The 12,995-nt window shown below is 36.7% G+C and carries 12 protein-coding genes; 1 reads left to right on the top strand and 11 read right to left on the bottom strand.

Translation table 11 applies throughout. The annotated features are described in order from the left end of the window. Positions 1-483: 483 nt before the first annotated feature. Entirely contained in the window at positions 484-1,449 is a 966-nt protein-coding gene (locus G636_RS0113930) for an ROK family protein (protein WP_026508550.1), read from the top strand. A 141-nt stretch (positions 1,450-1,590) separates the two neighbouring features. On the opposite strand, the gene G636_RS0113925 is transcribed toward G636_RS0113930, so the two are convergent. From G636_RS0113925 to G636_RS0113875, 11 genes are all read right to left on the bottom strand, one after another. Continuing rightward, positions 1,591-2,043: a hypothetical protein gene (locus tag G636_RS0113925; protein WP_196803118.1), complete on the bottom strand. Its 453-nt coding sequence runs from the start codon at positions 2,041-2,043 to the stop codon at positions 1,591-1,593. Positions 2,044-2,142: 99 nt separating this feature from the next. Continuing rightward, a complete protein-coding gene (locus G636_RS0113920) occupies positions 2,143-2,976 on the bottom strand; it encodes a YitT family protein (RefSeq protein ID WP_026508548.1) in 834 nt (277 codons plus the stop codon). Between the two features lie 138 nt (positions 2,977-3,114). Then, positions 3,115-3,999: an ATP-grasp fold amidoligase family protein gene (locus G636_RS18690; RefSeq protein WP_051227041.1), complete on the bottom strand. Its 885-nt coding sequence runs from the start codon at positions 3,997-3,999 to the stop codon at positions 3,115-3,117. Then, positions 3,996-5,258, bottom strand: a complete 1,263-nt coding sequence (locus G636_RS0113910; RefSeq protein ID WP_026508547.1) for an O-antigen ligase family protein — start codon at positions 5,256-5,258, stop codon at positions 3,996-3,998. Before G636_RS0113910 ends, G636_RS18690 begins: the two co-directional genes overlap by 4 nt. Then, positions 5,259-5,879: an HAD hydrolase-like protein gene (locus G636_RS0113905; protein ID WP_196803117.1), complete on the bottom strand. Its 621-nt coding sequence runs from the start codon at positions 5,877-5,879 to the stop codon at positions 5,259-5,261. It lies immediately after the preceding gene. 62 nt (positions 5,880-5,941) lie between these two features. Next, entirely contained in the window at positions 5,942-7,069 is a 1,128-nt protein-coding gene (locus tag G636_RS18685) for an adenylyl-sulfate kinase (RefSeq protein WP_035779748.1), read from the bottom strand. Positions 7,070-7,099: 30 nt separating this feature from the next. Beyond that, positions 7,100-8,518, bottom strand: a complete 1,419-nt coding sequence (locus G636_RS0113895) for a lipopolysaccharide biosynthesis protein (protein WP_026508545.1) — start codon at positions 8,516-8,518, stop codon at positions 7,100-7,102. Positions 8,519-8,570: 52 nt separating this feature from the next. Continuing rightward, entirely contained in the window at positions 8,571-9,818 is a 1,248-nt protein-coding gene (locus G636_RS0113890) for a hypothetical protein (RefSeq protein ID WP_026508544.1), read from the bottom strand. Then, the gene (locus G636_RS18680; RefSeq protein ID WP_051227040.1) at positions 9,808-10,806 is read right to left on the bottom strand and encodes a glycosyltransferase family 2 protein; all 999 of its coding nucleotides are present in this window, start codon (positions 10,804-10,806) and stop codon (positions 9,808-9,810) included. Before G636_RS18680 ends, G636_RS0113890 begins: the two co-directional genes overlap by 11 nt. Before the next feature lie 5 nt (positions 10,807-10,811). Further along, on the bottom strand, positions 10,812-11,546 hold the full coding sequence (locus tag G636_RS0113880; protein WP_026508543.1) for a CDP-alcohol phosphatidyltransferase family protein: 735 nt from the start codon (positions 11,544-11,546) through the stop codon (positions 10,812-10,814). 10 nt (positions 11,547-11,556) lie between these two features. Further along, on the bottom strand, positions 11,557-12,597 hold the full coding sequence (locus G636_RS0113875) for a glycosyltransferase family 8 protein (RefSeq protein ID WP_026508542.1): 1,041 nt from the start codon (positions 12,595-12,597) through the stop codon (positions 11,557-11,559). Between the last annotated feature and the right edge of the window lie 398 nt (positions 12,598-12,995).

The following is a 12,995-nucleotide window of genomic DNA, read 5'->3' as shown; positions in this document are numbered from 1 at the left end:
GCAGCTTCAGTTTTTCTGTGTCTCCCATCTGTCGGAATCATCTCACCCGTCTCAGGATCTATCTTTCCGATAAGAGTACGCTTGGCCCGGCTCTGCTGTTTTTCTTTGTCCCAGTATGCCTTGGATTCGTAGACATAGGTTATTCCTGTTCGTTTATCAAGTTGTTTTATTATTCCCATGGGGGTGCTCCTTTCTGTAACATCGTTACGTTTATATTATATATCATAACGATGTAAAATGCAATAGAAAAACCCAAAAAAGTTAGATTTTTTCTGGGTTTTCTCAAATTTTCATATGTATTTTTATCGTTAGGTTAGAATGTCAAGTTAGGGTCTGAACAGTAACCAATAGCAGGGATTGGAATTATAAAAATGATAATAAGAATGCAAGGCAGATTATATTTTGATAGAATATAAGGGTAGATATAAAGCTATCACAAGCACGATACATATTTTGTGAATTGCATATTGAAAGGAGGCTTCTATGCCGGATTCATTCAAGATTTGCCTGGATATCGGAGGGACCAAGATCCTGGGTGCAGTATTTGACGAAAATGACAAGATCGTACACCGCCTCAAGAAAAAAACCAAAGCCGGCGGAGATTCCGCAGCCAATGTTGAAGAAGTCATCATCAGCGTTGTGGACGAACTGATCAAGGATGCAGATATCAAGAAGAGCCAGATTGAAGCTATTGCTGCAGGAGCTCCCGGTGTAATAGACCAGCAAAACGGCATTATCCTCTTTTCTCCCAACCTTCCCTGGAGGGATTATGACATATGCTCTCCTATCAAAAAGAAATTTGGCGCGCCATTCTTCATCGGCAACGATGTAAATGTAGGCGTGCTGGGCGAATATAAATACGGCGCTGCCAAGGGCTATCACAATGTCGCCGGATTCTTTGTAGGTACCGGCATGGGCGGCGGCCTGATCCTCAACGACACACTCTTTACCGGTAATAAATTCAAGGCTGCAGAGTATGGTCATATGATCCTGGTGCCCGATGGCCCAAAGTGCGGCTGCGGTCAGAGAGGCTGTCTGGAAGCCCTCTCCAGTAAGCAGGGCATGTCCGATTATATCAGGACTCAGGTAGCCAGAGGCAGAGAGACCATGATGGCCGAGTATGTAGTAGATGGAGTATTCAAGAGCAAGGCTCTGAAGAAAGCCCTTGAAGCCAAGGACGAAGTGGCCGTTGAAGCCGTGAACAGAGCCTGCCACTACCTGGCTATCGCAACAGGTAATATGATCAACACCATCAGCCCCGATATCATCGTATACGGCGGCGGCGTCATGGAAGCCTGCGGCGATACCTTTATGAAGAAGATCCTGGCAGAGGTAGATCTCTACTCCATGCCTTCTATCAGATCCACTGTAGAGCTAAAGAAAGCTGCCTTGGGCGATGACTCCCTGCTCTACGGCGGCCTGGCCATGATCAAGGACGCTGGGAAATAAGCCTAAGTATCCTGGCACTGAATCACATACGATGCAATTCCCCGTCACAATGGATAAATCCAAAGTGACGGGGCTTTATGTCGTATGGATTGTATAAAAGAGATTCTGTAAATGAACTTCTTTACGCAATCTCCTTGTTAATTAATACTGAACCAGATTATTAAATGATTTTTCATTCAGAGAAGTAATTTTATATGGATAACCAACTTCATCTAAAATAGGATTGATAATCTGAATCAATGCATTACTGCCGTCTGTAATGTTTGACATATTATCAAAATCGACTTTTTTATATATCATTGACCAGGCACAACTTTCTCTATCCTCAAGAAAACCACTAGCTATCTCATATAACTCTTCTTTAGCCTCATTTGATATATCTTCTTTGCAAAGAGCAACAGCCTTAATATAATTTTCACTAGCACAAAAATCATCTTTAGTAAATGAAGGAATAAACGAAAAATCTTGAAAAACACTTGGACGATGATAATCCAAAAGGAGAAGATAATAATCTACATCCGCATACAGTGATTCTTTAATTTCAAATAGTTCCAAATCCTTTGTTATAACAAGCCTATGCAACATATTTTTCATCCTTAATTATAATAATATAGATTTAATGCCAAAATCAGCGAGACTTTAATGACAATAAAGCAGATAAATCTGCAATGACGATTTTTTTCGTGCGATAACTTATCTTAATATCTCATCTATTGTAGAAACAGTACTAAAGCTTCCGGAATGAGATGATATGATCTCCTTCATAAGAGGCAGCTCAAAGAAACTGATGTAGCAGATCAAGGTATTATTCTCTCCTGCTATCGCACCACGGGAATCCATTATGGTGCAGGTCTTATTGAGCTTATCCTTGATATCCCTGATAATACCATTCGGATCCTGAGTAATGATTGTGACCTGCTTGATAGCTTCAAAGTGGTCTGTATAGTGATCGATCACCGAGGTGGCGACCACATACACCAGGAGACTTAGCAGAGCTGCAGTGGCATCAATGACAAAAAACACCGTAATGTATACCAGGGCATTAAATCCCAAAAGAATAGGTGTGAGGCTATAGTTGCGTCCCGTCTTATCAGAAAGCTTCTTAACAACTATATTTGCCAGTATTTCTGACCCATCAATACAGCCTCCGTTTCTAAGTATGAGTGCAAGGCCGGCTCCCAGGATAGCACCACCAAAAGCTACCGCCAGAAAATGTTCTGTATTTAACTCAAAAGGGATCTTCTCAAAGAATTCCAGACCAAGCATATAAACCACAGAGCCCACCGAGGCCTTTACAGTAAACTTTTGGCCCAGAAAAAGGTATCCTGCAATAATAAATGGCAGGAACACAAGCAAAACACACAGCGACAACTGCAGCCCCGTGAGCTTACTGATAATGATAGCTACACCTGCAGTCCCATAATCTATGGCATCATTGGGCAGAAGGATCAGCGCAACTGAAAAGCTGGCCATGACTGCTCCTAATATTATTAGTATATATGAGAATATTCCCTGTTTTCTCTTCATCTTACGGTCCTCGACTATCATCAGGTCTATTAACACGTCTTCTTAATTCCAGGTGACGGGATTACCCTTTCTTTCCAGCATCTGCGCAAAAAAAGCCTATTTATGCCTGCGCAAAATAGACTCTCAAAATATACCGGATCATACACCGGCCGTAAGATCCCACTGATCTCCCAGTATCCTGTCAAATTCCGGTGGATCATATGTCATCTTGCCGGCACCGGTGGAAAAAGTCATCTCTCCAAAGTAGATATGCCCATCCACATTGTAGAGATCCACACGTACATGAGAAAATCCGGCAGAGAGCTTCTGAGCTATCTCCACCATAAGCTCGTAATTCCGGGGCTTCTCAGGCGCCTCTGTCATAGGCCGAAACTCCGCCCTGCGATAAGGCATCAGTTTAAAATCCCTGTCCAGTATCCCCACCCTGGCATTTGTATGCACAGGATAAGTATCCGCCATCACATACAGGCAAAAGACTTTTCCAGCAAAGCAAAAGAACTTATAATCCGGAAGGTCTGTCATCCCTTCCTTAAGCAGATTCTCCTCTATATAGAGCCTGGGCTCTATGTCCCTGTACTGCATCTCAAAGCAGTCATAAGCAAGATTATGTGAGAGCCATCCATTGGCAGTCCTGATAACCTCAGCGCGGTCTATGCTACTCTTATCCCTGACTACCAGGTTGGAACCACAGCCATGATTGGCCTTTAATACAAAAGAATCCGGCAAAGCATCAAAATCAATCTCCTCTGCCCTCTTATAGGGACCGCCTATCACAGGTACCAGATATTCGTCGCCAATCTTATCAGCTATAAAGTCTCTGACAGCTATCTTGTCCGACAAGCGCGCAATAATAGGATCTCTCCTGTTAAGCTTCGCCCACTGGATCTTGTCCGTAAAGGTCACAGGATTCTTCAGATCACACTCCCGCCCGGTCACATTACGATACTGCCTCTTGATGGCATAGGGTAAGAGAAATGAGGGGAGGTGGGATTTAAGGATGTATTTGAGGGTTGCGGTGGTCATTTATTTGAAATCTCCGTATCTAGCAGTTCTTTGTGTAACTTGATTTGTATTTCCTCGGTGCTAAAAAAGCTATAGGTAAGCATAATAAGTTGTAGATAAAAGAAAAAACGTGCTCCAATCATAGATTCACTTTGACAGCATAAAAAGAATACAAGTGTAGAGTAACCCACAAAAGTATCCAACTCCATATTTGAAGAATAAGAGCTTACTACAACTATATAAATTATCATCATTATCAAAAATACGCAAAACAAAGTAACTCCGCCTGTATAAATAATATCTAGAAAACCATTTTGTGTAGTATTTACAGAGGCAGGGGCGCGTAGTCTATTTGCCATGTTTTTTCCATACTCTATACCATATCCCCAAAACAAGCTTTTTTTGATTGCCTGTAATACTCTTTGCCACAGATATACTCTACCCGTAAGCGTAGCAGTTTTGTGTAAGAACGACTCAATAAAAAACGAAAATACACGTTGTATCCTAAAAAATACAAGTAATATAAAAAAAGCCAATTGGATAAAAAAAGCGTTTGCAAAGTTCAAAAAAGGAATTTTGCGGGGCAATATAAAAAACAAAAGCACGCATAACCAGCATGTCACCAATCCCCCCGCACTACCGGAACCAATCAACCTTGAAGATGAATAATTAATGGCATATACCGTCACAGAAGCAACAATTATAAAAATAATAAATCTCTTCTTCTCTCTTTTATCAAAATAGAAATTCACCCACTCAAGATAAAGCGCAACTAAATATGTCAATGTCATACCATTCCTTATCCCCAGCAGCCAGCATGCATCCGTCCACCAACCTGTAACAGTTATATACCTATACAAGCCACGTGGAGCGACTAATACTGAAATAAAATTGCCATAAATCAAAAATTCAAAAACAATCAAAGCACATTTGATGGTTTTATCAGGAATATAAACAGACATCAGATATAACGTAGAAACGGAACCTATAACAACCATGAATTGAAACAAAACAGTCTTGATATCACCATAACGCACAAAGGTTATCAAAAACAAGAGCGCATAGTATATGGTTGCCCCCAAAAAAACAATTGGAAGTTTACGATTTTTAATAACAAGGACTATAGAAATAAAAAGGCTTGCAATCTTCATTACATCGTAAATCAGATCAATAATAGAAAGTCTCGAAAAGTACGCTGGCTCAAAATATGCAGCAAGCATCATTATCCAGAATAATTCACTTCTTAAAAGATTATTTTTATTCTTTCTGCGTATTATCATCTACTTTAAATCCTTCTTGTATAAGAAAGCATTTATACCATTTCTTTTGGCCATTATATAATCCGATTGAAAATTATCACCTATATGAAGCATTCGTCCGGGATCCAAGTGTTTTTCGCGAAGCACACTCTCATATAGCTTTCCAGACTGTTTTGTATCCTTATATTCGGAGCTCACGCATATATCCACACCGTTTACATCGTAACCGGCACTGATTAGTATCCGAGTTAAAACATTACTACTAAGATACATATCAGATATTATTAAAATACGTTTTCCGGAGTGTCTGCAATAATTAAATAACGGAATCATCTCAGAATTAGATTTACACACCGAACATTCAGCTTCTATTTCAATGCCACTATCATAAAGCGGTAAATGCTCATAAATATCATCAAGTGTTATTTCCGATTTGGCTGCTTTGGCTCTTGCTAGCTTTTCAGCTTCAATTCTTTTGGTCTTAAATTCCGCATCATTTATTAGATCAAAAAGATCACTGGGCTTATTTAAATTGTTCCGAATGATCAAGGTATCGAATATATCAAAAGATACGATATTATAGTTATCAACATCGCATGCACCAATGTTTTTAGCTAATAAAATATTTGCGATTTTTGACACGGTCGTATGAAGCACGTTCATTATTCTCCATCAAAAGGCTTATATAGAGCAAAGACAAATAATTATAATCTGGCAATACATCTTAGCAACATCGGATCAGAATTATCTGTTTTGGATAGTCCATTCATTTCTTTATAGTATTCAATTTCAAAACCCAGATTAACTAATTTTTTATAAAACTCATCACAATCAATAAAACGCCTAAAATGTCCTTCATAAATATATGTATTTTTGGCTATCTCATGTCCTTTACCATAAATATCATCGTGGATAGTTCTGGCTTCCACACAAAAAACGCCGCCAAATCTTAATGCCTTGCATACATTATTCAGCAATTCATCTTCTTGTTCTTCTGTGATCGCGTGAAGTGTAAATCGACTATAGATACAGTCAAAAGGTATCTCATATAGTGTATGGCACTTTACAAAATCATCACAAACAAACAAAGCATTTTCCAGATCAACAGTTTCTTTATTCAATGCAGCAATTGCGCAATCCGATCCGTCAACTGCTATCACATTATGTCCCTGTTCAATAAAATACAGGCTATCTCGGCCATTCCCACATCCTAGCTCAAGTATATGTTGATTACAGCCAATATAACTGTTAATCCATTTTGCAAAGCTGCTTGGCACATTTTTCTTTAATTTGCCGGATTTATAGTACTCATTCCAATATTGTTTATCCCTATCATAATCGTCGATTTTCTGCGGAGTTATTTCTTCTATTCTTTGAACCAGATCCATAATAGGTATAACGCCGCTATTATCAATAACAATATCAGGATTTTTCGGATATTGCTCTTTATGACCAGGAACATATAATTTCTTTTTATCTCTATTTTGCAGCACTTCTTCAGAACATGTTATAAAAACTTCAATATATCCTTTGATATTCTCCCTGTTCCATTCTCTTACTTCGTCAAACATCGCAATTGTACACACTATAACAAGGGCTCCCTGATCAGCCAAAAGTTTGGCCATCATTGCATATCTTTTAGCCCTGACAAGTCTATCAGATTTTTTGTAATCAATTTTATCTCCACCACTCATTATCTCTTTTAGAATGTCACCATCGAGAATAATGACATCTTCTCTTTTTTTCCTCAAACTATAATAAAGAGCTGTTCCAATTGTCGTCTTTCCACTATTAGGTAATCCAGTCAACCAATAAACAATACCTTTAGACATTTTCACCTCACAGCAATAGAGTCACATTGATCATTTGATTTTACTATAGCAAAATACCAGTTCATCTAATGATTCCTTGATATCAGTTTTTCTTAAAGATATGTAAACAATCAGTATTGCTATATATATACAAAAAGCCATGCTATCGGATAAGACACAATTCCCTGCAACAAATACAATGGTAAACAGTACTTCAAAAAAGATGTTGTCATCTTCATTTACCCCAACAATTTTTCCGACAAAATAATTAGCAACTATGCTTCTGAATGATATTGCCAGCATCATTGAAAGGGCTACAAGAGTAATGCTTTTAAAGCCAAACACACTGACCAGGCATAATAATGTACTGAAAGCCAGTGTAATTACATTTATTTTAAGAAGTAATCTTTCCTTTCTATACATTTTCAAATAAGTATTATATAAGAGCTGCATTTTTGCATCATAAACGCATATAGGAAGAAGAAATATCAAATAATAGATACTTTGACTATAATTTGGCAACCAGATTTTTAATAATATTGCAATCGGTAGATACACAACCAAAAGCGCAACTCCTAAATATCCCAACATTTTTCTCATACAGATATACATTTTAGTCGATACTTCATGATCCACTTTTTTCAAAGCCGGAAACAAAACCATACTGATCTGTGTTATAAACTGAAGAAAAAAATTACAAAGTGTTATGCTTAGCGAAAGTATTCCAAATGTCTTTATTCCGGATGTATGATCTACCATCACTCTTCCGACACCCAGGATAAAGCTACTAACTATATTAGAAAGTGTAAGATTAATACCTATTTTGATATTATCTACAAGTGCACTGAAGCTTTCTCTAATTTGAATCCTGCCAAATTCAAAGTTTTTCTTAGCAAGATAAACCATAAAAAACATGGCGGCTCCCTGTGCAACTACATAACAAGCTATAAACGGCTTATATGAAGATACCTTTACAAAAGACATAACAATAATAGAAATCAGGAAGCCGGCTTTGGAAATGATCACCGCCCCGGAATACAACCTGGTAAAGTTCACTGCCTGAAAAACATATCCCCAAAACCATGTTGCATTTACAATTACCATATAAATAGCTGTCAACATCCAAACAAATTGTCTATTGGGATCGCCACAATACAGCATGGCAGCAATGGCGCCCACAATACCGATAGCCATCTGCCAAGCAACCATTATTATGAACTGACCACCTATCAAATTTGTAGGTAATCGATCCGGTTCGTACCCTCCATATTTAAGATAAATACCATCAGACAATCCAAAGTGTAACAATCCCACGTATGTACTATAAAATATAAACAATTGCCAATATCCAAAATGCTCCATTCCAAGCATCTTTGGAATAACAAGAGATGCGACAATACTGAAGGCATAATTAAAGAACTGTGCAGTAAATGCTGCTGTTATATTTTTAGCAAATTGACGATCAGCCAAAATACCACCTCAAAACTAAAACGTATAATCAACAACGGTACTATCTGACAAGTTAAGGTCTATACAGCCTTTTTGAAAGCAAAACTATTTTTTCATATGGAAGTGGTAATCCTAATAATCTTTTCAGAAACCCCATTTTCCAAGATGAATTAACGTATTTATCACGAAGCCTGTGAGGATGTTTGATAACATCGATAATTTTTGTCTTTTCAGCCAGTTTCATCTCTTTAGGTTCAACAAGTTCTAAATCCCCAAAGCTCTCTGCCACTTCTTTCGACGGGCGCATAAATAACTGATAAAATGGGCCAAAGCAAATCAATGGATCATTCACTTTTTCATTAATATTTATGTGCTCTATCACATATTCTTCAGCAGCTTCCTGTAACAGAAAAATATTATGAGCTGTCAATGTATTAGCATACTCAAAATCATCAAGTTGAACTCTGTTTTTATCAGACGTATATTTTAACAAGGTCCCATGAGGTGCCATAAAACACAGTTCTAATAATGAACAAACGTATTTTGAAGAATCATATAGCCACTCATTTTTATCTTTTTGATACAAATAACCATTCATATTTACATACTTCTGATTGTCCGACCGTGGTACAACTCCCAAATAATAGCCAATAATAGTATGGTCGTATCCGAAAGAATCCATCAAAGCAGAAAATGATCTTTGCATATTCCCGTGCCAGCCAATATCTACTATCGCAATCCTGCCTTTTATATCAAAGCTATCAAAATAGGCTTTAAACGCTTTACTCTCTTCTTTTGAACAAGATATGATCTTGTCGGATAATAATTCATATATATCACGAGCATGAATATCATTTATTAGGTTTTCTTTTTTTACAACACCCTCGATATCTATTTGTTTTGATTCTAACAAGTCACTACAAAAATCTATGTCGCCTCCCCACTTCTGTATCAACCATTTATATGTTACTTCCCTTGGAATAAACATACTTTGAATAACTTCTTCAAAACCAGGATGAAGATGAAGTGCTGCAACTTGTAATGCCCTGCGTGAAGCATAGAAGTAATAAGACTGAATAAAAGTCCGGGGAAACATACGGTCAAACATTTTTTTCATAAAGTATCCATCTCGGGAAAAAAACAATACACAATCTATCTTTTTCTCAACTGCCGATGAATACAGCCATTCTAAAAAGCCTTGGATTAACGGGCCAAAACAGCAATAGCCTACTTTGTCGAAAACTCCTTTATCTCTATTTCTCCCTTGATAGTCTTCGTATATTCTATTTAAAAACACTTTATTGTTTACTTCATTGATCATATATTTTTTTTATTGTTTTCCCCACAAACACGCTTATCCTAAGCCCAAAAAGTGATACAAATGCACCTATACGATTTTTGATCCGTACTTTATCATTTGGATCAAACAAAACATTCAGTCTGTATTTCTTAATCTCCTTAAATAGTTTTTTTTGGCTTTCCTTATCTTCATTTGGTACCTGTAACAATACGTGATAATTTTGTGAAAATGCTCTGGAGCTTGCTGCTTGTTTCAAATTTATATCATAATTGATCACATCTATGTATAACTGTTTTGTCATGGGAATCACTACCATTTTTTTGTCGGAAAATTGAGATCGTATAATACCATCGCATCTCACACGATAGGCATATATCTTATCATGAACAACAGCAATCTTTTTTGCTCCAATAAATACTTTATACATTATTGCAGCATCTTCAAATAGAATGCCTTTAGGAAATCTAATATTGTGAAAAATATTTCTATTATATAATCTAAATGGAGCGCCGTTAGGGATTCTTTGATACAGAAGTAATTCCAATGCAGTATGAGCATTCACTAAATCAACGTTTGAACCATCATATGTTTCATCAAAACATATCTTATCTTCCTGATCATCTTTAAAACGAATAATATTATAGTCTGTTGATGCAATATCAGCTCCAGTAGTGATCATCGCACCAAGAAGACATTCTACAAATTTATCAGATACACAATCATCACTATCGATAAATGAAAGTACATCACCAGTACTATGTTCAATCCCAACATTTCTAGCGTCAGATAATCCCCCATTTTCCTTATGTATTACTTTGATTCTATTATCTATTTTTGAATATTTATCACATATTACCCCGCTCTTATCGGGAGATCCGTCGTCAACAAGTATTATTTCTAATTTCTTATATGATTGACTCAAAATACTATCGATGCATTTTTCCAGATATTTTTCAACCTTATAAACTGGTACTATAACACTTACAAGCATTTCATCCTTATCAATCATGTGTTTTACCCTTGTTCCGGTTTCAACAATTTGTACATGACCACAACAAAAAACAGCACATATACCAATGAATAGAGATAAACCATTATATTGATTGTATGAAGCAAAACCGAAACAAAAAAGATCCAAACCGGCAAGCCCTGACAATCCATAATAAATACACCCAGACTTGCAATCACTGAATACTGCTCTCTATTTTGAAAAGAATTATCTTTAGGGTCTGTGCCTTGGTATTTCTTATGCATAACGAGCCTTGGAAAAATAGAAAAAACAGCTTGTAATCCACCTAAAAAAATACAAATAGCAAAATCTTCATCAAAATCAAAAAGGCTGTTCATTCTATCGCTATATGCAGCCATTCCTACTGCCAAGGGAAATCCCCATAAAGCAATATACCCCACCGTCCCATCTATCAAATCACCGTACTTAGAAGTTTTTCCTGTGAATCTTGCCATTGTGCCATCAACACAATCTAATACTATCCATATTAAAAACATGCCCCCGCCAAAAAGTCTTCCTACAACACTTGTGGAAAATGCAATAAGAGGTATTCCTATCAATAACGGCACTAAAGAAAGCCAGGTTACAAAAGTAGGACTACAATCAAACAGCAAGAAAAACTTGACCAAATAATGAGATGTCGGTCTATATAAATAATATACAAATGGATTTGATCTATCTTGAATTTGCTTCTTTCTTGTATATGCCTTATCTTTTATTTCCTTTACAGTTGTCCGCATCTGTCTCCCCTTATATTCTCTCCGGATCGTCTAATTTATACGCCCACCCATTATCTTCCTTTGAAACAATCAGTTTGTCATACTTTAAGGGCTTTATATATGAGTAAATAAATCCTGTCGGTACAACACATAACATTCCATTTATACCAAAAAGGATCCGAACTATTTTTTTGAGTAATCCAACGTGTTCTTGAGGCGTTTCTATATCCTTCCATTCAGAATCATTCTTATATCTTACGAAATACTTCTCTAACGGATGACTGTACTTATCCCCACTTTGCCACGGCCTTCTGACCAAAAAATTATTTGTATAATGTATGATGCAAGGTTCATTTTTAGCATCTATATATTCTTTCTCAGAATACATAAATCTGGACTTACGATACATCTTAAGTTCTTTATAACTGAAAACGCACTTTATGGTTGTAAGGTTATATCTAGGGCTTAACGGCTTAATATTCTCCTTTAGAAGATAATTGATTATTCCTTCATCAGGATATTCCATCTTAGTGTTGCAGTTCATACCAAGTATTTGCAGCACTTTGTTTTCTACATTGATTTCTTTCCACTTCTGAACATCCATGAGTAACACGCCTGAATTAAAATACGGAAGCGACTTCCCTAGCATGCACTTCTTCTTATGTCTATCTCCAATGCATTCGTAGACTGCTGCACAAGCCTTGCCTCCAAGATTTGTATTCCACAACTCCTGTATACTATCTGCAACAATAGTGTCACAATCCAAATATAGAACCCTTTCATCGGATAACTTATCTCCAAAAGCAGAAACAAAGTATAATCTATAAAAGATATTCTTTGGCCACTTCCCCATTTTACTGTTAGATATAGATATATCTGCTATAAAAAAGCATACTTCACGTCCGAAACGCCTTGCTGTATCATATATCTTTTTCTTGTTTCTATCTGAAATACCATCATCAATGATGAAAACATTTAGCTCAATTACATCCTTATTGTTTTCATAAAGAGATGTTAATGATATCCCTAGTAAATGAGCATAATTATCATCGCTAACATAAACAACAGTCATGCCATACCTTCCAAACTTTTATATCTATATAAGACTTTTATTTCATCAAGTAACTATTCAAAAAAGAATGTACAATAAACTCCCACAATCTATGAATACAGCCAGAATAATAGTTATATTTTCACATGGGCCATTATATATAGTATTAAACTCATATATTGTTAAACTCGGAAAAGTTTGATCAGATCCTTCACGCCCCACCCAAGCGATATTGCGTATATATTCTTACTGTATATTATAATCTATATCCCGTCTTTTGTCATAAAAAACGGCGCAGATCTCACAATCTGCGCCGTTTTTAAAGTTACTGTTCAGACCCTAACTTGACATTCTAACCTAACGATAAAAATACATATGAAAATTTGAGAAAACCCAGAAAAAATCTAACTTTTTTGGGT

The sequence above is a fragment of the Butyrivibrio sp. MC2013 genome (assembly GCF_000424585.1).
GTDB lineage: Bacteria > Bacillota > Clostridia > Lachnospirales > Lachnospiraceae > Butyrivibrio.
Note: the sequence above shows the minus strand (reverse complement) of the source record. Positions and strands in the feature narration are given on the sequence as shown.